20 protein-coding genes are annotated in these 25715 nt (G+C 67.5%); 10 read left to right on the top strand and 10 right to left on the bottom strand.

The window, feature by feature from the left end; translation table 11 throughout:
* Nucleotides 1-4 precede the first annotated feature (4 nt).
* From A5699_RS25040 to A5699_RS25025, 4 genes are all read left to right on the top strand, one after another.
* Complete coding sequence (locus A5699_RS25040) at nt 5-478, top strand: LppP/LprE family lipoprotein (protein WP_067775514.1); 474 nt, start codon at nt 5-7, stop codon at nt 476-478.
* Between the two features lie 108 nt (nt 479-586).
* The gene (locus A5699_RS25035; protein ID WP_067775511.1) at nt 587-1456 is read left to right on the top strand and encodes a hypothetical protein; all 870 of its coding nucleotides are present in this window, start codon (nt 587-589) and stop codon (nt 1454-1456) included.
* 64 nt (nt 1457-1520) lie between these two features.
* Nucleotides 1521-4955 (top strand): TM0106 family RecB-like putative nuclease, encoded by a 3435-nt coding sequence (locus A5699_RS25030; protein WP_067775508.1) that lies wholly within the window; start codon nt 1521-1523, stop codon nt 4953-4955.
* Nucleotides 4948-6300, top strand: coding sequence for an FAD-binding oxidoreductase (locus A5699_RS25025; protein WP_067775505.1), 1353 nt, complete (start codon nt 4948-4950; stop codon nt 6298-6300). Before A5699_RS25030 ends, A5699_RS25025 begins: the two co-directional genes overlap by 8 nt.
* A 4-nt stretch (nt 6301-6304) precedes the next feature.
* Here A5699_RS25025 and A5699_RS25020 read toward each other — a convergent pair whose 3' ends face one another.
* Complete coding sequence (locus tag A5699_RS25020; protein WP_067775502.1) at nt 6305-7999, bottom strand: DHA2 family efflux MFS transporter permease subunit; 1695 nt, start codon at nt 7997-7999, stop codon at nt 6305-6307.
* Between the two features lie 79 nt (nt 8000-8078).
* A complete protein-coding gene (locus A5699_RS25015) occupies nt 8079-9338 on the bottom strand; it encodes a multidrug effflux MFS transporter (protein WP_067775523.1) in 1260 nt (419 codons plus the stop codon).
* Nucleotides 9339-9423: 85 nt separating this feature from the next.
* On the opposite strand from A5699_RS25015, the gene A5699_RS25010 reads away from it, so the two are divergent.
* The 3 genes from A5699_RS25010 to A5699_RS25000 all read left to right on the top strand — a co-directional run bounded on the left by A5699_RS25010 (nt 9424) and on the right by A5699_RS25000 (nt 15463).
* On the top strand, nt 9424-10173 hold the full coding sequence (locus A5699_RS25010; RefSeq protein ID WP_369806771.1) for a hypothetical protein: 750 nt from the start codon (nt 9424-9426) through the stop codon (nt 10171-10173).
* 137 nt (nt 10174-10310) lie between these two features.
* Entirely contained in the window at nt 10311-14000 is a 3690-nt protein-coding gene (locus A5699_RS25005; RefSeq protein ID WP_067775497.1) for a multifunctional oxoglutarate decarboxylase/oxoglutarate dehydrogenase thiamine pyrophosphate-binding subunit/dihydrolipoyllysine-residue succinyltransferase subunit, read from the top strand.
* 143 nt (nt 14001-14143) lie between these two features.
* On the top strand, nt 14144-15463 hold the full coding sequence (locus A5699_RS25000; RefSeq protein ID WP_067775520.1) for an MFS transporter: 1320 nt from the start codon (nt 14144-14146) through the stop codon (nt 15461-15463).
* Between the two features lie 5 nt (nt 15464-15468).
* Here A5699_RS25000 and map read toward each other — a convergent pair whose 3' ends face one another.
* Nucleotides 15469-16230 (bottom strand): type I methionyl aminopeptidase, encoded by a 762-nt coding sequence (map, locus tag A5699_RS24995; RefSeq protein WP_067775494.1) that lies wholly within the window; start codon nt 16228-16230, stop codon nt 15469-15471.
* A 64-nt stretch (nt 16231-16294) separates the two neighbouring features.
* On the opposite strand from map, the gene A5699_RS24990 reads away from it, so the two are divergent.
* Nucleotides 16295-16582 (top strand): helix-turn-helix domain-containing protein, encoded by a 288-nt coding sequence (locus A5699_RS24990; protein WP_067775491.1) that lies wholly within the window; start codon nt 16295-16297, stop codon nt 16580-16582.
* A 41-nt stretch (nt 16583-16623) separates the two neighbouring features.
* Nucleotides 16624-17448, top strand: a complete 825-nt coding sequence (locus A5699_RS24985; protein WP_067775487.1) for an SDR family oxidoreductase — start codon at nt 16624-16626, stop codon at nt 17446-17448.
* Nucleotides 17449-17460: 12 nt separating this feature from the next.
* Here the strand turns inward: A5699_RS24985 and A5699_RS24980 are convergent, their stop codons facing one another.
* Complete coding sequence (locus A5699_RS24980) at nt 17461-18312, bottom strand: glycine betaine ABC transporter substrate-binding protein (RefSeq protein ID WP_067775484.1); 852 nt, start codon at nt 18310-18312, stop codon at nt 17461-17463.
* 8 nt (nt 18313-18320) lie between these two features.
* On the bottom strand, nt 18321-19532 hold the full coding sequence (locus A5699_RS24975; protein WP_067775481.1) for an NADP-dependent malic enzyme: 1212 nt from the start codon (nt 19530-19532) through the stop codon (nt 18321-18323).
* Between the two features lie 147 nt (nt 19533-19679).
* Here A5699_RS24975 and corA point away from each other — a divergent pair, with 147 nt between their 5' ends.
* On the top strand, nt 19680-20783 hold the full coding sequence (corA, locus tag A5699_RS24970; protein WP_067775478.1) for a magnesium/cobalt transporter CorA: 1104 nt from the start codon (nt 19680-19682) through the stop codon (nt 20781-20783).
* Here corA and A5699_RS24965 read toward each other — a convergent pair whose 3' ends face one another.
* The 5 genes from A5699_RS24965 to A5699_RS24945 form a co-directional block, all read right to left on the bottom strand.
* A complete protein-coding gene (locus A5699_RS24965; RefSeq protein WP_067775475.1) occupies nt 20784-21389 on the bottom strand; it encodes a suppressor of fused domain protein in 606 nt (201 codons plus the stop codon). It lies immediately after the preceding gene.
* The gene (locus tag A5699_RS24960) at nt 21386-22603 is read right to left on the bottom strand and encodes an ABC transporter ATP-binding protein (protein WP_067775472.1); all 1218 of its coding nucleotides are present in this window, start codon (nt 22601-22603) and stop codon (nt 21386-21388) included. Before A5699_RS24960 ends, A5699_RS24965 begins: the two co-directional genes overlap by 4 nt.
* 4 nt (nt 22604-22607) lie before the next feature.
* Nucleotides 22608-23432, bottom strand: coding sequence for a carbohydrate ABC transporter permease (locus tag A5699_RS24955; protein ID WP_197508383.1), 825 nt, complete (start codon nt 23430-23432; stop codon nt 22608-22610).
* A gap of 94 nt (nt 23433-23526) precedes the next feature.
* Complete coding sequence (locus tag A5699_RS24950) at nt 23527-24414, bottom strand: carbohydrate ABC transporter permease (protein ID WP_067775469.1); 888 nt, start codon at nt 24412-24414, stop codon at nt 23527-23529.
* Nucleotides 24411-25715: ABC transporter substrate-binding protein (locus A5699_RS24945; protein ID WP_067775467.1), on the bottom strand; the 1305-nt coding region annotated here is incomplete at its 5' end. The genes A5699_RS24945 and A5699_RS24950, both read right to left, overlap by 4 nt.

Below are 25715 nucleotides of genomic sequence, written 5' to 3'. Positions count from 1 at the left end.
CGACGTGGTTGGCCACACAGCAGCCTGGCAGCGAGTGGCCACGGTCGCCGCGGCGCTGCCGGCGACCAAACCGGCCGCCCCCACCTCGGCGCCGCCGGAGGCCGATCCGTGCGCGGTGAACCTGGCCGCCCCGGAGATCGCCAAGGCCGTCTCGGAGTTGCCCCGCGACCCGCGCAGCAATCAAGCCTGGAGTCCCGAGCCGATCGCCGGCAACTACAACGAGTGCGCGCAGCTGTCGGCGGTGATCGTGCGGGCCAACACCAACTCCGAGAATCCCAACACCCGGGCGGTGTTGTTCCACCTCGGCAAGTTCATCCCGACCGGCGTGCCCGACACCTACGGCTTCAACGGCATCGACAAGACCGCGACGACCGGTGACACCGTGGCCCTGCAGTACTCGGGCGGCTTCCACGGGCTGGCCAGCACCGTGAAGTTCCGCTGGAACGGCGGCGGTGTGGAGTTGATGGGCAACGTCTGAGTTTTCGTTTTTGCCGCGAAACAGCATTCCAGGTCGTTGAGTCGGCGGCTTGGCGACCCTGGTTTCACTCTCGCGGTGGCTGTCGGACAGCGACGGCATTCTCGGCCCATGGGAACGATATTTGTCGGCAGTGAAGCCGTAGAACGGGGCGAACTCAGCAGAGGCCGCCTGCGCGCTGCCTACCGGGCGATCTTTCCAGACGTCTACACACCTCGGGTGGCCGAGCCATCGCTGTACAGCAACACGGTCGCGGCCTGGTTGTGGTCCAAGCGGAAAGGAGTCGTCACCGGCCGGGCCGCGGCGGCGCTGCACGGTGCCGAATGGGTCGACGAGGACGTGCCGATCGAACTCATCTGGGCCAACAACCGGCCGCCGCGCGGAATCATCACCCACAACGACCGGATCGCTCCTGACGAACTCGAGGAGATCAACGGCATGGCCGTCACAAATGTCGCTCGGACGGCGCTCGATCTCGGCCGCTTCCTACCTCGCCGTGCCGCCGTCGAGCATCTCGACGCGCTCGCCCACGCGACGGGTCTCGAAGTCGAGCACGTCCTGCCGCTCACCGAGCGGTATGCGGGCGCCCGCGGGGTCCGACGGTGCCGGGAAGCGCTCGGCCTGATGGATGCCGGCGCCGATTCCCCGAAAGAGACCTGGCTACGCCTGCTGGTGATGGACGCCGGCTACCCGCGGCCCCGGACCCAGATCCCTGTGCTGGATGACTACGGCAACGAGTTCGCGTACCTCGACATGGGCTGGGAGGTACCCCAGATCGCTTTGGAGTACGACGGGATTCAGCACCAGACCGACCGCAAGCGGTACGCCTGGGACGCCAAGCGACTACGCATGGTGCAGCACCAGGGTTGGTTGCACATACGTGTGATCAAGGAAGACCATCCCCGCGATGTGCTGAACCGGGTCCGTGCGGCGTGGGCCCAGCGCGAAATAGAAGCGAGGGTCGCCAAGGCCGCGGCTTAGCAACCCGGAATGCTGTTTCGCGAGGCACGTCAAGAACGTCGGTGCCCTCACCTACAGTGGCAGCGTGTTCGTCACCGACGAGGGCGCGTCGGGGCCGACGGTCATCTACAGCGCGTCGGACCTGGCCGCGGCCGCCCGCTGTGAGTATGCGCTGCTGCGCTCGTTCGACGCCAGGCTCGGCCGGGGGCCTGCGGTGTCCGATGCAGACGAATTGCTTGCCCGCACAGCAGAACTCGGCGCCGAACACGAACGGCGCCATCTCGATGAACTGAGCGCCGAGGCCGGGCCGTCCAAGGTGACCGTGATCGGCCGGCCCGCCTACACGGTGGCCGGGTTGTCGGCAGCGGCCGCGGCGACCGTGGCAGCCGCGCAGCGGCGGGACCCGGTGATCTACCAGGCCGCGATGTTCGACGGCCGGTTCGCCGGGTTCGCCGACTTCCTGATCTGGGACGGCGACCGCTACCGCCTGCGGGACACCAAACTCTCCCGTTCGGTGAAGGTGGAGGCCCTGCTGCAGCTGGCCGCCTACGCCGATGCGCTGACCGGAGCCGGCATTCCCGTCGCCGGCGAGGTCGATCTGGTGCTCGGCGGCGGCACGCTGGCCAGCTACCGCGTCGACGAGCTGCTCGCGGTGTACCGGCCGCGTCGCGCCGCGCTTCAGGCGCTGCTCGACGGGCACCTGGCGGCCGGGACCGCGGTGCGCTGGTCCGATGACACGGTGCGGGCCTGCTTCGGCTGCGGTGAATGTGAGCAGCAGGTGCGCGCCACCGACGACCTCTTCCTGGTCGCCGGAATGCGCGCCACCCAACGCGCCCGGCTCATCGAGGCCGGCGTCACCACCACCCGTCAACTGGCCGAGCACACCGGCGGCGTGCCCGGGCTGGCCCAACGCGCAGTGACGGCACTGACCGGTCAGGCCCGGTTGCAGGTGGCACCACGGGTCGACGCCAAGCCGCCGTATGAAGTCGTCGACCCGCAACCCCTCATGCTGCTGCCCGATCCGGACCGGGGCGACCTGTTCTTCGACTACGAGGGCGACCCGCTGTGGACGGTCAACGGTCACGACTGGGGCCTGGAGTACCTGTGGGGCGTTCTCGGTGCGGAGGGCAACTTCCAGGCCTTGTGGGCCCATGACCGGGCCGACGAGCGTCAGGCCCTGATCGATTTCCTGGACCTGGTCCGCAAGCGCCGCAAGCGTTTTCCGAAGATGCACATCTACCACTACGCGCCCTATGAGCGCAGCACGCTGCTGCGGCTGGCCGGCCGCTACGGGGTGGGCGAGAACGATGTCGACGATCTGCTGCGGGGCGGCGTCCTGGTCGACCTGCTTCCCCTGGTGCGCAAGAGCATTCGCGTCGGCACCGAGAACTACAGCATCAAATCGCTGGAACCGCTGTACATGGGCAACGAGCTGCGCGACGGTGAGGTCACCAAAGCCACCGATTCGATCACCGAGTACGCCCGCTACTGCGCACTGCGCGAAGCCGGTCATCACGATGAGGCCGCCACCGTGCTCAAGGAGATCGAGGACTACAACCGCTACGACTGCCGGTCCACCCACCGGCTGCGGGACTGGCTGATCAACCGCGCGTTCGAAGCCGAGGTACCACCGCGTGGCCCGCAACCGGTGCGTGACGGAGGGCCCATCGAAAAGGCCGACGCCGTCGACCGCAAGCTGCTGCGATTCGCCGGTGATGGAGTGGAACCGCGATCGGCCGAGCAGCAGGCGGTGGCACTCATCGCCGCCGCGCGCGGTTTCCACAAACGTGAGGACAAACCGTTCTGGTGGGGCCATTTCGACCGGATCAACAGTCCCGTCGACGAATGGGCCGACAGCACCGGGGTTTTCGTCGCCGAACACGCACGGGTTCTCAACGATTGGCACGTCCCGCCGCGGGCCCGCAAACCACAACGGCAGGTCGTGTTGACCGGCGCCATCGACTCCGGAGAGCTGGGCACCGAGGTGTACGCGCTCTATGCCCCACCCGCACCGGCGGGCCTGTCCGACGACCCGGACCGACGCGGCTTCGGCAGCGCCGCCGTCATCGACTGCGACAACCCGGACGCACCCACCGAGGTGGTGATCACCGAACGCCAACCCACCGGCGGTGACACCTTCACCCAGGTACCGTTCGCGTTGACCCCCGGTCCGCCGGTCAACACCCGGCCTTTGCAGGTGTCGATCGACAGTACGGCGGCCAGTGTGAGCGCCGGCCTACCGAAACTTCCCCTCGACGCCGTGACCGACGTTCTGCTGCGACGCCCGCCACGTACCGTCAGTGGCCGACCACTGCCCCGCGGCGGGGAGACTGCCGACGACATCACCGCCGCCCTGTTGGATCTCGACAGTTCCTATATCGCCGTGCACGGGCCGCCCGGCACCGGCAAGACCCACACCTCGGCGCAGATCATCGCCCGGCTGGTCAACGAGCACCGTTGGCGCATCGGCATCGTCGCGCAGTCGCACGCGGTGATCGAACACCTGCTGGATCAGGTTCTCGACGCCGGCGTGGACGCGGACCGGGTGGCCAAGAAACGCAAGGGCACCGAACCGCGGTGGACCGCGATCGGCGAGAACCACTACCCGTCGTTCATCGCCGACCATCCCGGCTGCGTGATCGGCGGTACCGCATGGGATTTCGCCAACGAGGGACGGGTTCCACGGCAATGCCTCGACCTGCTGGTCATCGAGGAGGCCGGACAGTTCAACCTGGCCAACACCATCGCGGTGGCGCCGGCCGCGCGCAACCTGCTGCTGCTCGGCGACCCGCAACAACTCCCCCAGGTCTGCCAGGGCACCCACCCGGCACCGGTCGACGATTCCGCGTTGGGCTGGCTGGTCGAGGGGGCGCACACGTTGCCGCCCGAGCGCGGCTACTTCCTGGACTGCTCGTTCCGGATGCACCCGGCGGTGTGCGGGCCGGTGTCGCGACTGTCCTATGACGGTCGGCTGCAAGCACACGAAAAAGTCAGCGCGGCACGCAAAGTCGACGGCATCGAACCTGGGGTTCGAGTTCTCGAGGTGGCGCACGTGGGCAATTCCACCGACAGTCCCGAAGAGGCCGACGCGATCGTCGCGGCCATCACCGGCCTGCTGGGCACCACCTGGACCGACGAGCGCGGCAGCGCACCGTTGGGACAGGACCACTTCCTGGTGGTGACGCCGTACAACGCCCAGGTGACCACGGTGCGCCGAGCCCTCGACGCGGCGGGCCTGACCGAGGTGCAGGCCGGCACGGTGGACAAGTTCCAGGGCCGACAGGCGCCCGTGGTGTTCGTGTCGATGACGGCGTCCTCGGCCGCCGATGTGCCGCGCGGCATCGGGTTCCTGCTGAACCGCAACCGGCTCAACGTGGCGATCAGCCGGGCCAAGTACGTCGCGTACATCGTGCGGTCGCCCCAGCTCACCGACTACCTGCCCGCCCAACCGGACAGTCTCGTCGCACTCGGCGCATTCCTGGCTTTGACCGATCCTGTGATACACCCAACCGGTGACTGAAACGCTTACCGAAACGCTTGCCGGGATCGTCGGTGCGGGTTACGTGACCAGCGACCGCGACGTGCTGGCGGGCCGATGCGTGGATCACACCGGGCGCTACCGCGGCAACGCCACGGCCCTGGTGCGCCCCGGCACCGCCGACGAGGTGGCCGCGGTGTTGCGCGCCTGCCGCGACGCCGGAGTGTGTGTCACGGTGCAGGGCGGCCGCACCTCACTGGTGGCAGGGACGGTGCCGGAGAACGACGACATCCTGCTGTCGACCGAGCGCCTCACCGAGATCGGCGTCGTCGACACCCTCGAACGTCGGGTCCGGGTCGGTGCCGGGGTCCCACTGGCCGCGGTACAGCGCGCCGCCACCGCGGCCGGGCTGGTGTTCGGGGTCGACCTGGCCGCCCGCGAATCGGCCACCGTCGGCGGCATGGCCTCCACCAACGCCGGCGGGCTGCGCACGGTGCGCTACGGCAACATGGGCGAGCAGGTGCTGGGTTTGGACATCGCCCTGCCCGACGGGTCGGTGGTGCACCGGCACAGTCAGGTGCGCCGCGACAACACCGGCTACGACCTGGCCTCGCTGTTCGTCGGCGCCGAAGGCACCCTCGGGGTGATCACCGCCCTGGATCTGCGGCTGCACCCGACGCCCACTCACCGCGTCACCGCGATCTGCGGTTTCGCCGATCTGGACGCCTTGGTCGCGGCCGGTCGTCTCTTTCGCGATCTCGACGGCATCGCCGCACTCGAGTTGATCGACGCCCGAGCCAGTGCGCTGACCGCCGAGCACCTCGGGGTGGCCGCGCCGGTGGACGGCGCCTGGCAGTTGCTGATCGAACTGGCCGCCGACAGCGACCAGACCGAGCGCCTGGCCGATGCGCTGGAGGGCATCGAGATCTGCGGCGAACCGGCCGTCGGCATCGACACCGTCGCCCAACAGCGGCTGTGGCAGGTTCGCGAATCACTGGCCGAGGTACTCGGACTGTTCGGTCCACCATTGAAATTCGATGTCTCGCTGCCACTTTCGTCGATACAGCGGTTCGCCGTCGCGGCTGGCGCGCTCGTCACCGCCCACGCGCCGGAGGCCATTCCGGTGTTGTTCGGCCACATCGGCGAGGGCAATCTCCACCTCAACGTGCTGCGCTGCGCCGCAGGCGTCGAACCTGCGTTGTATGCCGCGATGATGACGCTGATCGCCGAGCACGGCGGCAATGTCAGTTCCGAGCACGGGGTCGGGTCCCGTAAACGCGACTATGTGGCGATGTCGCGGACCGAGGCCGACATCGCGGCCATGCGCACGGTCAAGGCGGCGTTCGACCCGAGCGGCTACCTCAACCCGGCTGTGCTGTTCGGGTGAACGCTCACTCGTCGCGGTCTGCCATCAACTCGGCGTAGATGTTTTCCCACCGGTCGGGGTGCTCGGAGGCCGGTAGGGCGCGGAACGAATCGGTCGCCGCCTCGGCTACCTCGCCGTCGTCGCTGCCCTCGTCGTCGTGGTTTACGACGAACTCGACGTAATCGTCGTCATCGTCATCCCGCGGATCGAGGTAGGGCTCCGGATTCGGATCGAAGGCGGGCTTGGCATCGAACCCGAGCAGGAACAGCGCCGCCACCACGCCGAACAGTGCCACGAATGCCGGCAACAGCATGGACTGCGACATCGCTGCGGAGAACGGCGCATGCAGGAACTCCGGCAGTCGGGCGGCCGAGCCCTCGCCACGCGGCGCGGCCCCGGCAGTCCCCGGCATCTCGGCGCCGATGCGCGACGTCATGAACGCCGCGATGCCGGCACTACCGAGCACCGACCCCACCTGACGGGTGGCGTTGTAGACCCCCGAGCCGGCACCGGCCAGATCCGGCGGCAGGTTACGCGTCGCGGTGGCCGCCAACGGCGACCAGATGAACGCCATCCCGATGCCCATCACCAGCTGCGGCAGCAGCAGCCGCCAGATCGGTGTGCTCGGCGTCATCTCCAGCGCCAGCCAGGTCAGCCCGACCGCCATGGCCGAGAAACCGAACCCGATCACCGGCGTCGGGTGCGCCCGGTCCACGATGCGGCCCACCACCGGAGCCAGCACGCCGCTGGCGATCGCGGTCGGCGCGGTCAACAGCGCCGAGCGGATCGGTGACAGACCGCACACCGACTGGGCATAGAACATCAACGGCAGGATCATCGCCGTCACCGCGAACCCGATGGTCGCGACACCGAGGTTGGCCAGGCTGAAATCGCGGTCGGCGAAGATGCGCAGCGGGATCAGCGGCTCGCCGGTGTTGACGGCCTGCCAGCACACGAACGCCACCATCACCGCGATCCCGACCGCGCCGGTGGCCCACACCCACGGCGCCCAGTCCCGCGACTGCCCCTCCTGCAGCGCGAACACGATCAGGAACATGCCGATCCCGGACAACACCACGCCCAGCACGTCGAACCGATGGTGCTGGGTGGGCAGCACGGGCACCAGCCACACCGCCAATGCCAGGCCCGCAATGCCGATCGGCACGTTGACGAAGAAGATCCACTGCCACCCCAGCCCCCCGACCAGCACGCCACCGGCCAGCGGCCCGACGAGCGTGGCCACCCCGGCGGTGGCCCCCCACACACTCATCGCCACGCCGCGGCGCTCGGGCGGGAAGATGCGGGTGATCGTCGAGAGGGTCTGCGGGGTCAGCAACGCCGCGCCGATGCCCTGCACCACCCGCGCGGCGATCAGCATCTCGATGCTGCCGGCCAGCCCGCACCACAGCGAGGCGGCGGTGAAGATCGCCAGGCCGGCCAGGTAGAGGTTCTTGGGTCCGTACACGTCGCCGAGACGTCCCGCCACGAGCAGCGGCACCGCATAGGCGAGCAGGTAGGCACTGGTCACCCAGATCACGCCGTCGTAGTCGGCGCCCAGCCGGTCCATGATGGTCGGGTTGGCGACCGCGACGATGGTCGCGTCGACCAGGATCATGAAGAAGCCGACCATCATGGCCCATAGCGCGTGCCACGGATTCTCCGGACGCGCGAGCACCCTGCCGGTCCGGCTCGGGGTGCGGGCGTTGGGCGCTGGAGACATGTCGGATGTGGTGGTCAGGGCCTCGGGATCGACCTTGCAGGGATGGGGGCGGGCCCAGCCGACGCTACCCGCGCGGTGATCAGGCCGGCTCGGCGACCGCCTCGACGGCGACGTCGAATGTGTCGTCTGGGTATTCGGCCGGCTCGTCGTCGTCGTTACGCAGACCGACCACCAGCAGCGCCGCCAGGGCGATCGCCATGCCGGCCGTCATCACCGCAGCCAACGCGAGCGCACCATTCCCCAGGGCCCCGATCGCGGGCGCCACCGCGGCTCCGAGGCCGAACTGCGCCGCCCCCAGCAACGCGGCCGCCGTGCCGGCCGCATCGGGATGGCGCGACAGGGCGACCGCGGGTGCATTGGGCAACACCAGACCCATCCCGGCCAGGATCGCCAGCACCGGCACCACGAACGCCGACAGCCCGCCCACGTGGGCCACGGTCAGGCCGACGAACACCAGCCCGGCCAGAACCGACCAGCCCAGGGCGGCCACCGTGATCGACTGCGGCGAGAACCGGCGCAGCAACACCACGTTGAACTGGGTGGCACCGATCAGCGCGATGGCGCCGGCGGCGAATACCAACGCGAACGCCTGCTGGTCCAGACCGTATCGGTCTTGCAGGACGAACGGCGCCGCGGAGATGTAGGCGAACAGCCCGGACATGCCCAGCGCGGCCACGAACACCAGGATCACGAACCGCGAATCGCGCAGTAGCTCGGCGTAGGTGCCGACGATGCCGCGCACCGCCAGTGGCCGGCGGTGGGAGACCGGCAACGTCTCGGGCAGCGCGAGCGCGGCCATCGCCAACAGTCCCCCGGCCACCACCACGAGCGCCACGAACACCCAGTGCCACGAGCCGTGCAAGAGCACCGCCGCGCCCAGCGACGGCGCCAGCACCGGCGCGACGCCGAGCACCAACATCAGCCGCGACATCACCGTGGCCGCGACTGTGCCGCTGAACAGGTCACCGACCACGGCGATGGCCACCACCGAGGCGGCCGCCGCACCCATGCCCTGTAGTCCCCGCGCCACCCCGAGCACCGCGATGTTCGGCGCCAGCACGCACAGCACCGATGCCGCCATGTGCAGCACGATGCCCGCCATGAGGGGCCGGCGCCGGCCCAGCGAATCCGAGAGCGGACCGACGATCAGCTGGCCGAGCGCCAGCCCGGCCAGGGTTCCGGTCAGGGTCAACTGCGACACCGACGAGGAGACCGAGAGTTCGTCGGCAATCCTGGGCAACGCAGGCAGGTACATGTCGATGGTCAGCGGGCCCAGCGCGACCAGGGCGCCCAACACCACGATCATCCGAATTCGGCCCACGTCGGGCGATGATGCCATGAGGATGAACAGCAACGCAGATCCGCTTTTTGTTCCTGCGATAGCCTGGCAGTCAACGATGGGTTCACACGTGGGAGGCCCCGAAGTGCGTGCGTGGTCCAAAGCTCGGCTGCCGGCCAAGGTCGAGGAGACCCAAGATCCCAGTGCCGCCGCCAAGGTCCTCTCGGCGATCATCGAGGGCAGCTCGCGCGTGCAGGCCCCGGCCGTCAAGGCCTACGTCGACCGGTTACGCAGCCAGCAACCCGACGCCACCCCGGCCCAGATCGTCACCCGACTGGAGAAGCACTACCTCGCCGCGGTGATGGCCAGCGGCGCCGCCGTCGGTTCGGCGGCAGCGTTCCCGGGGATCGGCACCCTGATGGCCCTGTCGGCCGTGGCCGGCGAGACGGTGGTGTTCCTGGAGGCCACGTCGGTGTTCGTGCTGGCGGTCGCCGAGGTGCACGGCATCCCGGCCGACCATCGCGAGCGACGCCGCGCTCTGGTCCTGTCCGTACTCGTCGGCGACGACAGCAAGCACGCGATCGCCGACCTGCTCGGCACCGGACGCACCAGCGGTGCATGGCTGTCCGACGGCGCCGCGACACTGCCGCTACCGGCGGTCTCGCAGCTGAACTCCCGGCTGGTCAAGTACTTCGTCAAGCGGTATACGCTCAAGCGCGGCGCGATGGCTTTCGGCAAAATGCTGCCCGTGGGTATCGGCGCGGTGATCGGCGGCGTCGGCAACCGGTTGATGGGGAAGAAAATTGTCACCAATGCCCGTCCGGCCTTCGGTGCGCCCCCGCCGCGGTGGCCCGCAACGTTGCATGTGTTGCCATCCGCTCGGCCCCCGGCCTGATGCCGAGCGCGGGCAGCTACGAAAGGCGATAGCCTTTATGAGGCGGTCGAGCGGGGTCAACCGCCTAGACAAGAACACAAGCGGCGAGCCTGCATGTGGCGGCTGGCCGAACACAAGAATCGAGGCGAGTGTCTGCCGTGAGCAGTTCACCTTCACCATTCGGTCAGAACGAGTGGTTGGTCGAGGAGATGTATCGCAAGTTCCGCGAGGATCCCTCTTCGGTGGATCCGAGTTGGCACGAATTTCTGGTCGACTACTCCCCAGAACCCACCACTGACAACACGGTCGCCAACGGTCAGGCCACAGCTGCGCCGGCCGCCCCGGCTCCGGCAGCTCCCGCGAAGGAAGCTCCGGCCAAGGAGGCACCCGCGAAGCCGGCTCCGGCCAAGGAGGCACCGGCCAAGGCGAGCAAGCCGGCGCCCGCTCCCGCCGAGGGTGACGAATCCCAGGTGCTGCGCGGCGCGGCAGCCGCCGTGGTGAAGAACATGAACGCCTCGCTGGAGGTGCCCACCGCCACCAGCGTGCGGGCCATCCCGGCCAAGCTGATGATCGACAACCGCGTCGTCATCAACAACCACCTCAAGCGCACCCGCGGCGGCAAGGTCAGCTTCACCCACCTGCTCGGCTACGCCATCGTGCAGGCGGTCAAGAAGTTCCCGAACATGAACCGGTACTTCGCCGAGGCCAAAGGCAAGCCGGCCGCCGTCACCCCGGCTCACACCAACCTCGGTCTGGCCATCGACCTGCCCGGCAAGGACGGGAACCGATCACTGGTCGTCGCGGCGATCAAGCGTTGCGAGACAATGCATTTCGGCCAGTTCATCGCGGCCTACGAGGACATCGTGCGTCGCGCCCGCGACGGCAAGCTGACCGCCGAGGACTTCTCCGGCGTCACCATCTCGCTGACCAACCCGGGCACCATCGGCACCGTGCACTCGGTGCCCCGGCTGATGCAGGGTCAGGGCGCGATCATCGGCGCCGGCGCCATGGAGTACCCCGCCGAGTTCCAGGGCGCCAGCGAGGAGCGCATCGCCGATCTGGGTATCGGCAAGCTGATCACGCTCACGTCGACCTACGATCACCGGATCATCCAGGGCGCGGAGTCCGGCGACTTCCTGCGGACCATCCACCACCTGCTGCTCGACGACGAGTTCTACGACGAGATCTTCCGCGAGCTGGGCATCCCCTACGAGCCGGTCCGCTGGCGCACCGACAACCCGGACTCGATCGCGGACAAGAATGCCCGCGTCATCGAGCTGATCGCGGCCTACCGCAACCGCGGTCACCTGATGGCCGACATCGATCCGCTGCGGCTGGACAACACCCGCTTCCGCAGCCACCCCGACCTCGACGTCAACACCCACGGGCTGACGCTGTGGGATCTGGACCGCGAGTTCAAGGTCGACGGGTTCTCCGGCAAGCAGTACATGAAGCTGCGCGACGTCCTGTCTGTGCTGCGTGATGCCTACTGTCGTCACATCGGCGTCGAGTACACCCACATCCTCGAACCCGAGCAGCAGAAGTGGATCCAGGACCGGGTCGAGGTCAAGCACGACAAGCCGACGGTCGCCGAGCAGAAGTACATCCTGAGCAAGCTGAACGCGGCCGAGGCATTCGAGACGTTCCTGCAGACCAAATATGTTGGGCAGAAGCGCTTCTCGCTCGAAGGTGCGGAGACCGTCATCCCGATGATGGACGCCGTGATCGACCAGTGTGCCGAGCATGCGCTCGACGAGGTCGTCATCGGCATGCCGCACCGCGGCCGGCTCAACGTGCTGGCCAACATCGTCGGCAAGCCCTACAGCCAGATCTTCACCGAGTTCGAGGGCAACCTCAACCCGTCGCAGGCACACGGTTCCGGCGACGTGAAGTACCACCTGGGCGCCACCGGCACCTACATCCAGATGTTCGGCGACAACGACATCGAGGTGTCGCTGACCGCCAACCCCAGCCACCTCGAAGCGGTCGACCCGGTGCTGGAAGGTCTGGTGCGCGCCAAGCAGGATCTGCTCGACGGCAGCAAGGACGCCGATGGCTCGGGTGACTACCCCGTCGTCCCGCTGATGCTGCACGGCGACGCGGCGTTCGCCGGTCAGGGTGTGGTCGCCGAGACGCTGAACCTCGCGCTGCTCGACGGCTACCGCACCGGCGGCACCATCCATATCGTGGTCAACAACCAGATCGGGTTCACCACGGCGCCAACGGATTCGCGCTCCAGTGAGTACTGCACCGACGTGGCCAAGATGATCGGCGCGCCGATCTTCCACGTCAACGGCGACGATCCGGAGGCGTGCGGCTGGGTGGCGCGGCTCGCGGTGGACTTCCGCCAGGCGTTCAAGAAGGACGTCGTCATCGACATGCTGTGCTACCGCCGGCGCGGACACAACGAGGGCGACGACCCGTCGATGACCCAGCCGTACATGTACGACGTGATCGACACCAAGCGCGGCTCCCGCAAGGCTTACACCGAGGCCCTGATCGGCCGCGGTGACATCTCGATGAAAGAGGCCGAGGACGCCCTGCGCGACTACCAGGGTCAGCTGGAACGGGTGTTCAACGAGGTTCGCGAGCTGGAGAAGCACGCGGCCGAGCCCAGCGAATCGGTCGAGGCCGACCAGCAGATCCCGCAACGCCTTTCGACGGCGGTGGACAAGTCGCTGCTGGCCCGCATCGGCGATGCCCACCTGGCGGTCCCCGAGGGCTTCACCGTGCATCCGCGGGTCAAGCCGGTGCTGGAGAAGCGCCGGGAGATGGCCTACGAGGGCAAGATCGACTGGGCGTTCGCCGAGCTGCTGGCGCTGGGATCGTTGATCGCCGAGGGCAAGCTGATCCGGCTGTCCGGTCAGGACACCCAGCGCGGCACCTTCACGCAGCGCCACGCGGTGATCGTCGACCGCAAGACCGGCGAGGAGTTCACCCCGCTGCAGCTGCTGGCCACCAACACCGACGGCACCCCGACCGGCGGCAAGTTCCTGGTGTACAACTCGGCGCTGTCCGAGTTCGCCGCGGTCGGCTTCGAATACGGCTACTCGGTGGGCAACCCTGACGCAATGGTGTTGTGGGAGGCCCAGTTCGGCGACTTCGTCAACGGTGCCCAGTCGATCATCGACGAGTTCGTCTCCTCCGGTGAGGCCAAGTGGGGCCAGCTCTCCGACGTCGTGCTGCTGCTGCCGCACGGCCACGAGGGCCAGGGCCCCGACCACACCTCGGGCCGCATCGAACGCTTCCTGCAGCTGTGGGCCGAGGGCTCGATGACCATCGCGGTGCCGTCGACCCCGGCGAACTACTTCCACCTGTTGCGTCGCCACGGCAAGGACGGCATCCAGCGTCCGCTGATCGTCTTCACCCCGAAGTCGATGCTGCGCAACAAGGCTGCGGTGAGCGACATCCGCGACTTCACCGAGAACAAGTTCCGTTCGGTGTTGGAGGAGCCGGTCTACACCGACGGCGAAGGTGACCGCGACAAGGTGCGGCGGATCCTGCTGACCAGCGGCAAGCTCTACTACGAGCTGGCCGCGCGCAAGGCCAAGGACAACCGCGAGGATGTGGCGATCGTGAGGCTCGAGCAGCTCGCACCGCTGCCACGGCGACGGCTGGCCGAGACGCTCGACCGCTACCCGAATGTCACCGAGAAGTTCTGGGTGCAGGAGGAGCCGGCCAACCAGGGTGCCTGGCCGTCCCTGGGTCTGACCCTGCCCGAGGTACTGCCGGACTACTTCACCGGCATCAAGCGGATCTCGCGGCGCGCCATGTCGGCACCGTCGTCGGGTTCGTCGAAGGTCCACGCCGTCGAGCAGCAGGAGATCATCGACCTGGCGTTCGGCTAGCCCAGCCGCGCGAGCGTGCGTGTCTGCCGATGGACACTCCGGTGTACGTCAGCATTCTGCGCACGCTCGCGGCTCGGGTTTGAATCACCTCGCGCACAATGCTGTTGGCGGTGAGAGGCGGTCACTAGACAACTAGGGTGACTTTGACACCCGTCGCCGGTCCCGCCGAGACCGACCCCGCGGCCACGTCCGCCCCGGCGAAGACCGTCCGCACCGCCGTGCTGGCCAGCGTCGTCGGCACGACGATCGAGTGGTACGACTTCTTCCTCTACGCCACCGCCGCGAGCCTCGTGTTCAACCACGCGTTCTTCCCGGACCAGAGTTCGTTCGTCGGGACGATGCTGGCGTTCGCGACGTTCGCGGTCGGGTTCGTGGTGCGCCCGATCGGCGGGTTCGTGTTCGGCCATGTCGGTGATCGGATCGGCCGCAAACGCACCCTGGCGCTGACGATGTTGCTGATGGGCGGTGCCACCGCGCTCATGGGGTTGCTGCCGACTGCGGCGCAGATCGGCGTGCTGGCGCCGATCCTGCTGCTGCTGTTGCGGATCGTGCAGGGCTTCGCGCTCGGCGGCGAATGGGCCGGCGCAGTGCTCCTGGCCGTCGAGCACAGTCCACGGCATCGCCGCGGCCTGTTCGGCAGCATCCCGCAGGTCGGGCTGGCTTTGGGGCTGGCGCTGGGCACCGGGGTTTTCGTGCTGCTGCAACTGTGGCTGTCGGCCGAGGCGTTCCTGTCCTACGGCTGGCGCATCGCATTTCTGATCAGCATCGCGCTGGTGATCTTCGGCGTGGTGGTCCGGTTCCGGGTGGCCGAGACCCCCGCGTTCGAGAAGATCCGCCGCGACGACGATCGCGCAGCGGTCCCCGTCAAGGAGATCTTCCGGCCGCCGACCCTGCGGTCCACCGTGCTCGGCCTGCTGTCGCGGTGGGGCGAGGGCGCGGCGTACAACACGTGGGGCGTCTTCACGATCGCCTACGCCACCACGACCCTGCACCTGGACAAGGTGCCGGTGCTCATCGTCGTCACCGTCGCGGCGCTGCTGATGGCTGCCCTGCTCCCGGTGTCGGGGTGGTTGGCCGACCGCTTCAGCCCGCGGGTGGTGTACGGCACCGGCATCGCCGCCTACGGGCTGGCGGTCTTCCCGGCCTTCGCGCTGTTCAACACCGGCAGCATCACGGCGTACGCGATCGGAATGGTGTTGGCCTTCGGCATCATCCACGCGTGGTTCTACGGGGCTCAGGGCACGTTGTATGCGTCGCTGTTCCCGACCCGGACCCGATACACGGGATTGTCGACGGTCTATCAGCTCTCCGGTGTCTACGCCTCGGGACTCACCCCGCTGATCCTGACCGCACTGATCGCCGCGAACCACGGGAAGCCCTGGTATGCGTGCACTTACCTGGTCGCCACCGCGGCAATCAGCGTCGTGGCCACGTGGCTGCTGCGACCGCGGTACCTGAACTGAGGCGTCTAACGAGTCAGCACCAGTGGACCGGATTCGGTGATCGCCACGGTGTTCTCGGTGTGCGCGGTGCGGGAGCCGTCGGCCGATCGGATGGTCCAGCCGTCGGGGTCGTAGACGATGCGGTCGGTGCCCGCGGCGAGCCACGGCTCCAGCGCCAGCGTCATCCCGGCGCGCAGCTTCAGGCCGCGGCCGGGCCTGTCCCGGTTGGGCACGTGCGGGTCTTCGTGCATCGTGCGGCCCAGTCCGTGGCCGCCGAATTCGAGGTTGACGGGATAGCCGCAATCGGCGGCGACGGCGCCGATGGCCGCCGAGATGTCGCCGAGTCGGTTGCCGGGTACCGCCGCGGCCGTTCCGGCCGCCAGCGCCTCCTCGGTGGCCCGGATCAACCGCACATCGGCGGGCGCGGGGGTCCCGACGATCACGGTGCGCGCCGCATCGGCGACCCAGCCGTCGATGGACACCGCGAAGTCCATGCTGAGCACGTCACCGTCACGCAACCGGTAATCGTGTGGAAGGCCGTGCGGCACCGCGTCGTTCACCGACAGGCAGATGACGTTGCGGAACGGTCCCTTGCCGAACGACGGGGCGTAGTCCCAGTAGCAGGACTGCGCACCGCGTCGTTTGACCATGTCCCGGGCGTGATGTTCGAGGTCGAGCAGGTTGACCCCGATGTCGGCCAGCCCGCTCAACGTGCTGAGCACCTCGGCCACGAACCGACCGGTGGTTCGCATCTTCTGGATTTCGGCGTCGGTCTTCAACTCGATCACGAACAGCCCTCCTCGGTATTTAAATACCACCCTAGCGGTATATAAATACCGCTAGGGTGGTGGCGTGGTCCGCACTCCACTCACCCCCGCACAGATCGCCGCAGGCCGCCGACTCGGTGAGACCCTGCGAGCGGCTCGGGCCAACCGCCCACTCGACGAGGTCGCCGAGCAGGCCGGGATCTCGCCCGAGACCCTGCGCAAGATCGAGACCGGCCGACTGCCCTCCCCCGCGTTCGGCACGGTGGTCGGATTGAGTGCGGCACTCGGCATTCCGCTGCAAACCCTGGCCGACGTGTGGTCCGAGGCGGCCGCAACGGAGGCCGCCATATGCGAGACCGCCGGTACCGCGTAGCCTCGGAAGCTCGACACGTCGAACCACACAAGGAGTGTTCTATGGAGGGCTTCGCCGGAAAGGTCGCCGTCGTCACCGGCGCCGGATCGGGTATCGGACAGGCATTGGCCATCGAGCTCGGACGGTCCGGGGCCAAGTTGGCGATCAGCGACGTCGACACCGAAGGCCTGGCGATCACCGAGGAACGCCTCAAGGCGATCGGCGCCGAGGTGAAGACCGACCGGCTCGACGTCACCGAACGCGAGGCCTTCCTGCTCTACGCCGACGCGGTCAAAGAACATTTCGGCAAGGTCAACCAGATCTACAACAACGCGGGCATCGCGTACACCGGCGACGTCGAGGTGAGCTCGTTCAAGGACATCGAGCGGGTGATGGACGTCGACTACTGGGGCGTCGTCAACGGCACCAAGGCGTTCCTGCCGCACCTGATCGCCTCGGGCGACGGACACGTCGTCAACGTGTCGAGCTTGTTCGGCATCTTCTCGGTGCCCGGGCAGGCGGCCTACAACTCGGCGAAGTTCGCCGTGCGCGGCTTCACCGAGGCCCTGCGTCAGGAGATGGCCGTGGCCAGGCACCCGGTCAAGGTGACCTGCGTGCACCCCGGCGGCATCAAGACCGCCATCGCCCGCAACGCCACCGCCGCCGACGGGTTGGACCAGAAGGCGCTGGCCGAGGCCTTCGACAAGAAGCTCGCCAACACCACGCCGCAGCGCGCGGCCAAGATCATCCTCGAAGCCGTGCGTAAGAACAAGGCGCGCGTGCTCGTCGGGCCTGATGCCAAGATCCTCGATGTGATCGTGCGGATCACCGGCTCGGGATACCAGCGGCTGTTCGGCGCGGCGGCCGCCCGCGCCATGCCGCGCTGATTCTCGTTTGGGTCAGTGGCCGAGGGGGTTGGCCTGCAGGAACGCCTCGGCCACGCCACGCGGGTCGGCTCCCTCGCTGACCTGGCGGCGCATGTCGGCCAATGACCCGGTGTCCAGGACACCGGCGATCTCGTTGAGCGCCAGGATCTGACGCTCGTTCAGCGTGTTGCGGCGGTACAGCGGCACCACGTTCTCGCCGCGGATCAACGCCGTCTTGTCCGACAGCACCGTCAGATCCGACGGGATCCGCGGATCGGCCGTCGTCGACCAGGCGGCGTTGATCTTGCCCGCCCGCAGCGCCGCGAACAGGGTTGTGTCGTCGGGGAATACCGCGGGCTCGGCCAGGGCACAGAAACCCAGCGCTTTCGGCACCTCGGCACCGGCCACTGCACCTGGTCGGGCCTTGGCACAGTTGCGGCGCACCGCGCTGAGATCGGTGCCGCCCCATGCCTTGGCGGTGGGTTCGCCGATCACCAGCACGGGCTTGTCCTGAGCCGACATGGTGTAGTCACCGGCTGCCACGCCTTCGGGCAGCGCCGACACCAGATCGCGGTACACCTGCTCATCCGAGCGGGCCGTGGCGGTGGGGTTCAGCTCGATCAGGAACCGGCCGGTGAAGCCGGGCTGCACGGTCACCGATCCCGAATCGAGCACGCCCAGGCCACCGTTGGTCTCGGTGACCTTGGCCGGGGTGCCGTAATAGCGCAGCGCCGCGGCGTAGAGCTCACCGAGCAGCGCCGACTCGGGCGTCGGCCCCGCCCCGACCGCCATCTCAGCCGGGGCCGAACGAGCCCCGCAACCGGCGGCGACCAGCACGAACAGCGCCGACAGCGCCGACAGCGCCGACGCCAGCGTGCGGCGCATTCGCGAACTCAGGATTCTGCGGTATCCGCTGCGGCGGCGACCGCGGCGGCAACCGCGGGGCCGACGCGTGGGTCCAGTGCGCTGGGCACGATGTGGTCGACGGCCAGATCGTCACCGACGACCGAGAAGATCGCCTCGGCCGCGGCCACCTTCATCGTCTCGGTGATCCGTCGCGCACCGGCGTCCAGCGCACCGCGGAACACCCCGGGGAAGGCCAGCACGTTGTTGATCTGGTTGGGGAAGTCGCTGCGCCCGGTCGCCACCACCGCGGCGTACTTGCGCGCCGCATCGGGGTGGATCTCCGGATCCGGGTTGGACAGCGCGAACACGATGCACTTCGGCGCCATCGTCGCGATGAGTTCCTCGGGCACAATGCCGGCCGACACCCCCAGGAACACGTCAGCGTCCTGCAGCGCCTCGGCCACACCACCGGTGAGCTTGCGCGGATTGGTGCGCCCGGCCAGCTCGGCCTTGAAACTGTTGAGGTTGTCCCGCCCGGAATGCACGATGCCCTGCGAATCGAGCACCACGACATCGGTGATGCCCTTGTTCAACAAGATGTTGGCACACGCCACACCCGCGGCCCCGGCACCGGAGATCACCACGCGCAGGGTGTGGATGTCACGGTCGAGCACCTTGGTGGCGCCCAGCAGCGCCGCGAGCACCACGATCGCCGTGCCGTGCTGATCGTCATGCATCACCGGGCAATCCAGCGCCTCGATCACCCGGCGCTCGATCTCAAAGCACCGCGGCGCCGAGATGTCCTCCAGGTTCACCGCCCCGAACGTCGGACGCAGCCGGACCAGGGTTTCGACGATCTCGTCAGGATCCTTGGTGTCGAGCACGATCGGGATCGAGTTCAGCCCACCGAAGGTCTTGAACAGTGCGCTCTTGCCCTCCATCACCGGCAGCGAGGCCGCCGGGCCGATGTCACCCAACCCGAGCACCGCGCTGCCATCGCTGACCACCGCGACCAGCCGGTTGGCCCACGTGTACTTGGCGGCCAGGGTGTGGTCAGTGGCAATCGCCCGGCTCACCTGGGCCACGCCCGGGGTATAGGCGATCGACAACGCCCGCTGGGTGTCCAGCGGCGACTTCAACTCGACCGAGAGTTTTCCGCCCTCATGAGCATCGAAGATCTCGGCATCATCGATGACAACCTGCGGGGTGCGCTCGGTGTGCGAGCGCTCGGACGAGGACGCGACTGTACTTTCCGACACGGCGCAAGGGTACTTCAACGCCAATTCTCACAGGGTCGGGTTCCCCGCCGGTGAGCGTTACGCAACAGTAGCTTCGCGTAGCATCGATGTGCTGATCAGGTTGGGAGCAAACGGCGCCGGAAGGTCCGCGCAGGAAGGTCGCAGCCCATGCCCTCATTCCGCGCCCTGCCGCCGGGCCTGCGCTCAGCCACCCGGACGCACCAGCCCGAACCTGACGCCAAGGCGATCCACGTTCCCGTGGCCCGGGCGATGGTCGACTGCGGTGTGTACAGCGGCGGTGACCGGCTGCCCGGCAAGTACACCCATGCCGCGGCGCTGAACAAGGTCCGCGAATTGCAGCGCGCCGGCCACAAGGCATTCGTCTGGATCGGCCTGCACGAGCCCGATGAGTTTCAAATGCAATCGGTGGCAGACGTTTTCGGTCTGCACGAACTGGCGGTCGAGGATGCGGTGCACGCGCATCAGCGCCCCAAGCTGGAGCGCTACGACAAGACCCTCTTCCTGGTGCTCAAGACCATCACCTACGTCGAGCACGAATCGGTGGCGCTGGCCCGCGAGATCGTCGAGACCGGCGAGATCATGATCTTCGTCGGGCCCGATTTCGTGGTGACGGTTCGCCACGGCGAACACGGCGGGCTGGCCGGGGTACGCAAACGGCTCGACTCCGCACCGGCGATCCTCAAACTCGGGCCGTTCGCGGTCATGCATGCGATCGCCGACCATGTGGTGGACAGCTATCTCGACGTGACCGACCTGATGGAAACCGACATCGACGCCATGGAGGAGGATATCTTCTCCCCGCGCACGCGCACCAACATCGAGTCCATCTACCTGCTCAAGCGTGAGGTGGTCGAGATGCGTCGCGCGGTGGCTCCGCTGACGCTGGCACTGGCGCGGTTGCTGACCGATCACAACGACCTGATCTCGGTCGAGGTGCGCCGGTACATGCGCGATGTGCACGACCACAACGTGCAGGCCTCCGACCGCGTCACCAGTTACGACGAGATGCTCAGCTCGCTGGTGCAGGCTGCGCTCGGCAAAGTCGCCATGCAACAGAACGTGGACATGCGCAAAATCTCGGCGTGGGTGGCGATCGCCGCGGTACCGACCGCGATGGCCGGCATCTACGGGATGAACTTCGAGCACATGCCCGAATTGCAGTGGACCTGGGGCTATCCCACGGTCCTGGTACTGATGGCGACGATCTGCTTCGTGCTGTACCGCACCTTCCGGCGCAACGACTGGCTCTAGTCAGCTCGGGCTGGCCGCCTTGCGGGTGGGGTCCAGCACGTCGACCCCGTCGGTCTGCCACGCCTCCCGCATCGCCTCGGCGCCCTTCAGCCGAACCCACGCCGCCTCGGTGGCGGTGATCGGCGTCGCCGAGAGCACTGCCACCGGGGACAGTGGATCGGGCAAGGTCACCTCGCCAATGTCACTGGGGCCCAACAGGAATGCGCTGAACGGCGCGCCCTCGAACAACGGTGTCTCGAGATCGATGAGGGCGTCGGCCTCCAGGATCAATCCCTCCACCGCGGGTGCGGCGGCCAGCACCGCCAACGACCGCGCCAGCCCACCCGGCGTCGGGCCGCGCAACGACAGCACAACCTCGGCCCTGGGCCCGTGGATCGGATCCGATACGAACTCGGTCGGATCGAACATCGGGTGACGCGAACAGCCCAGCGTCACATAGTGATACAGATCCTGTCCGCCGGCGCTCAGGTCCGGGCCGAACCGCAGGACGTCGATGCGCTCGGTTCCCAGGAAGGTGACGCTGGCGCTGACGGGCTCCCCGGTGATGCCGGCCGCGGCGAAGTGATCACCCACATGGGTGCGCACGGCGGCCAGGACGTCGATCACTCTGTCGGTTCTTCCGCCGGTTCGTCGGGTTCGGCCGGCTCGGTGCGGGTCAGGTTCACCCCGGTGTCGGCGTCGAAGATCGTCAACTTCGAGGTGTCGAACGCCAACTCGATCTGCTGGCCACTGGTCACCGCGGATTCCGCCGATACCCGCGCCACGAACTCGTTGGCCCCGGTTCCGGAATCGGCTGCCAGCTCGGCGAGTTGGGCAGCCTGCGCACCCGCGCCCTCGACCGTGAAGTGCACGTACTTGTCGGCACCCAGCGATTCGACGATGTCGGCGCGCACGGCGAAGCTCAGTGCCCGGATGCGGGCGTAGCCGTCGAGCAGCGCGGCGTCCTCCAGGTGCTCGGGACGGATGCCGACGATGATGTTGTCCGGCTTGGGCTGCCGGTCCAACAGGTCATGCACCTGCTGGGTCAGGGTGACGTCGCCGAACGGTAGCCGCACCCCGACGTCGGTGAACGTGGCCGGGAAGAAGTTCATCGCCGGGGACCCGATGAAGCCGGCCACGAACAGGTTGGCCGGATTGTTGTACAGCTCGTCGGGGGTGCCGATCTGCTGAATCTCCCCGGCCAACAACACCACCACACGGTCGCCCAGCGTCATCGCCTCGGTCTGATCGTGCGTGACGTACACCGTGGTGGTGCCCAGCCGGCTCTGCAGCCGGGCGATCTCGGCGCGCATCTGGACCCGTAGCTTGGCGTCGAGGTTGCTCAGCGGCTCGTCCATCAGAAATGCCTTGGGACGGCGCACGATTGCCCGGCCCATCGCCACCCGCTGCCGCTGCCCACCGGACAGCTGGGCCGGCTTGCGGTCGAGAAGTTCGGTCAGGTCGAGGATCTTGGCCGTCTCGGCGACCTTGGCCTCGATCTCGTCCTTCTTGAGCTTGGCCAAAGTGAGCGGGAAGGCGATGTTCTGGCGCACGGTCATGTGCGGGTAGAGCGCATAGGACTGGAACACCATGGCGATGTCGCGGTCCTTGGGCGCCTTGTCGTTGACCCGCTCACCGCCGATGCGCAGTTCACCCGAGGAGATGTCCTCAAGTCCGGCAATCATGTTCAGCGTCGTGGATTTGCCGCAGCCCGACGGGCCGACCAGGATGATGAACTCGCCGTCGGCGATCGTCATGGAGAACTCTTTGACGGCTGCCCTGACCCCGCCTGCGCCGTCGGGGTAACTCTTGGTCACCCGGCCCAACACAATCTCGGCCATCCAATTACCCCTTTACCGCACCGGATGTCAGGCCAGCGACGATGCGCCGCTGGAAGATCAAAACAAAGATGATGATCGGGATCGTGATGACCATCGCCCCGGCCGCGATGGACCCGGTCGGCTCCTCGAATTGCGAACTGCCGGTGAAATTCGCGATCGCCACCGGCGCGGTGATCGCACGCTGGGTCGCGGTCAGCGACAAGGCCAACAGCAGGTCGTTCCACGCGAAGATGAACACCAGGATGGCTGCCGTGACGATGCCGGGCGCCGCCAGTGGTGCGATGACCTTACGGAAGGCCTGCGCCGGGGTGGCCCCGTCCATCTTGGCGGCCTTCTCCAAATCCCATGGGATCTCGCGGAAGAACGCCGAGAGCGTGTAGATCGCCAGCGGCAGCGCGAACGTGATGTAGGGAATGATCAATCCGGGCCAGGTGTCGAACAGCCCGATGCTGCGCCACAGGTTGAAGATCGGGGTCACCAGTGAGATCTGCGGGAACATCGCGATCAGCAGGGCCACGCCGACCAGAAGCTTCTTGCCGGGAAACTCCAGCCGGGCCACCGCGTAGGCGGCCATCCCGCCGATCACCACCGCGATCACCGTGGTGATCAGACCGATGCCGATCGAGTTGATCAGTGCCGAGGAGAAGATGTTGCCGCTGAAGATGCCCTTGTAGTTGTCGAACGTGATCTGGGCCGGAATCAGCTTGCCGTCCTTGACACTTGACGTCGGCTTCAGCGACAGCGACAAGATCCAGAACACCGGCAGCAACGCATAGAGCACCACCAGGACGTTCACGATCGTCCACCCGGTCACCCGGCGCGCACCCACCCGTTCGTTCAACATTCTCGCTTCCTCCTCGGGCCCTGGGGGCCCGCATCGTCAGCTTCGGTCATGAGCGTCCCTCCGCTCTTCGCGCAAGCGCTCATCGGCCTTCCGCCTCTGAACCGGGCGCCGACGCACCGAACAGCTTGATGAAGACGAACGCGATGACAGCCACCGACAGGAAGATCAATACGCTGATGGCCGAACCCAACCCGAGGTTGAAGGCCTTGAACAGGTTGTCGTATCCCAGGATCGAGACCGACCCGGTGCTGTTCGCTCCCCCGGTCAACACATAGATGTTGTCGAAGATCCGGAACGCATCCAGGGTGCGGAACAGCAGCGCGACCAAGATGGCCGGCTTGATCAGGGGCAGAATCACTTTCACCAGCCGCGTCCAGGCCCCGGCCCCGTCGACCTCGGCGGCGTTGAGCAGGTCCTGGGGCACCAGCGCCAGGCCCGCCAGGAGCAGCAGCGCCATGAACGGCGTGGTCTTCCACACCTCGGCCAGCACGATGATGGCCAGCGAGGGCAGCTGCTCGGTGAGCGGGGCGCTGCCGTCGGGCAACAGGTTGGCCAGATAGCCGGTGCCCGGGGTCCAGGCGTAGTACCAGCTGTAGGAGGCCGCGACCGTCACGATGCCGTACGGGACCAGCACCGCGGTGCGGACCAGGCCCTTGCCGAAGATGGTGCGGTGCATGACCAATGCCAATGCCATGCCGAGGACGAACTCGATGGCCACGGAGACGACCGTGATCGCCAATGTCACCGCGAACGCGGTCCACCAGTACCGGTCGGTGAGGATGGTCTGGTAATTGGCGAACCCGACGAACGCGGTGTCGTCGGGAGCGGCAAGGTTGTAACGCTGCAGGCTGAGCCACACCGCGTAGCCGATCGGATATGCCGTCACCGCGACCATCAGGATCACCGCGGGGGCGATCAGCGCGAAGGCCAGTTTGCGCTCGGAGGCGCGGTCGTTGGTGCTGGTCACGGGATCAACCCCTTGCCATCGATCGCCTTCTGCACCTGTTCGGTCAGCTCATCGGCGGTACGCTCCGGATCGATGTCGGTGATCGGCGCCAGGGTGGCCGAAATCCGGGTGGACACCGCCTGATACACCGGTGTCGCGGGGCGCACCGCGGCGTTGGTCAACTGCTCGCGGATGATGGCGTACTGCGGATACTTGGCCTGGAACGCCGGATCGTCATACAGCGATTCACGCACGGCCGGTAGCCCGCCCTCCACCGAGGTGTAGCGCTGGTTCTCCACGTTGCGCAGGCAGCGGATGGCCTCGAACGCCTCGGCCTTGTGCCGGCTGGTCTTGGCCACCGCGAGGTTCAGCCCACCGAGCGTCACCTTCGCGGGTTCCCCGTCGCGCACTCCGGGATACCCGGCGAAACCGAACACCTCCTTGCTGGCCTCGTAGGCCGCCTGGAACTGCTCGTCGGTGGGCGAGAACGTGCCCAGATCGTTGATGGCGTCGACGAGATCGGGACGTTGGTCGAGCGGCAAGAAGTTCACCCCGCCCTTGACGGCGTTCTCCAACAGCGACGGCAGCACGAAGGGCCAGTTGACTTCCAACGCGGCCTTGCCCTGCTCCAGCGCGAGCCGGGCAGTCGCCTCATCGGTCTGTGTCACCGACGGATCGGCGCCCGGCGCGGTGGCAACCGACTTGATGATCTGTAGCGCCTTGACCGTGGCGGCCCGGTGTTCGTCGGTGTCGGTCAGGGTGACGGTCTTGCCGTCATCGGAGAGCACCTGCCCGCCGGCACTGGCCAGCAGTGTGTTGAACCAGACGACCAGGCCCTCGTACTGCTTGGCCTGCACCGCAATCCAACTCGGCTTGCCGGCCGCATGCAGACGCGTGGCCTCGGTGATCATGCCATCCCAGGTCGACGGCGGCTCGTCCATCAGATCGGCGCGGTACCAAAGCAATTGGGTATTGGTGGTGATCGGGGACGCGTACAGCTTGCCTTGCCACCGGGCCGTCTCCAACGGCCCGGGCAGGGTGTTCTCCTCGGCGTCGGACTCGGCGCGCCCGGCCGGATCGTCGGACAGCGGGACGGCCCAACCCGCCTCGGCGAACTCGGCGGTCCACACCACGTCGAGCGCCATGACGTCGAGCGTCTTGTCATTACCGGTGAGCCTGCGGGCCAGCTGCAGCCGTTGGTCGTCAGCGCCTTTCGGCAAACTCACCTGTTTGATCGTGAAACGGCCGCCGAGTTCGGCGTTGCAGCGGTTGGCCACGGCGGTGAAAGTCGCCATCTCGTTGGCCGGGGTGTAGTAGTTGAT

It is taken from the genome of Mycobacterium sp. E802 (genome assembly GCF_001666875.1).
In the GTDB taxonomy this organism is placed as follows: Bacteria; Actinomycetota; Actinomycetes; order Mycobacteriales; family Mycobacteriaceae; genus Mycobacterium.
This window is presented reverse-complemented; position numbering and strand designations above follow the sequence as displayed.

Bases quoted from the DNA above. Each gene is read 5' to 3' on its own strand.
- A5699_RS25020 (WP_067775502.1), bottom strand. From the start codon at position 7,999: ATGTCTCCAGCGCCCAACGCCCGCACCCCGAGCCGGACCGGCAGGGTG.
- A5699_RS24985 (WP_067775487.1), top strand. From the start codon at position 16,624: ATGGAGGGCTTCGCCGGAAAGGTCGCCGTCGTCACCGGCGCCGGATCG.
- A5699_RS24980 (WP_067775484.1), bottom strand. From the start codon at position 18,312: ATGCGCCGCACGCTGGCGTCGGCGCTGTCGGCGCTGTCGGCGCTGTTC.
- A5699_RS25035 (WP_067775511.1), top strand. From the start codon at position 587: ATGGGAACGATATTTGTCGGCAGTGAAGCCGTAGAACGGGGCGAACTC.
- A5699_RS24960 (WP_067775472.1), bottom strand. From the start codon at position 22,603: ATGGCCGAGATTGTGTTGGGCCGGGTGACCAAGAGTTACCCCGACGGC.
- corA (WP_067775478.1), top strand. From the start codon at position 19,680: ATGCCCTCATTCCGCGCCCTGCCGCCGGGCCTGCGCTCAGCCACCCGG.
- A5699_RS25015 (WP_067775523.1), bottom strand. From the start codon at position 9,338: ATGGCATCATCGCCCGACGTGGGCCGAATTCGGATGATCGTGGTGTTG.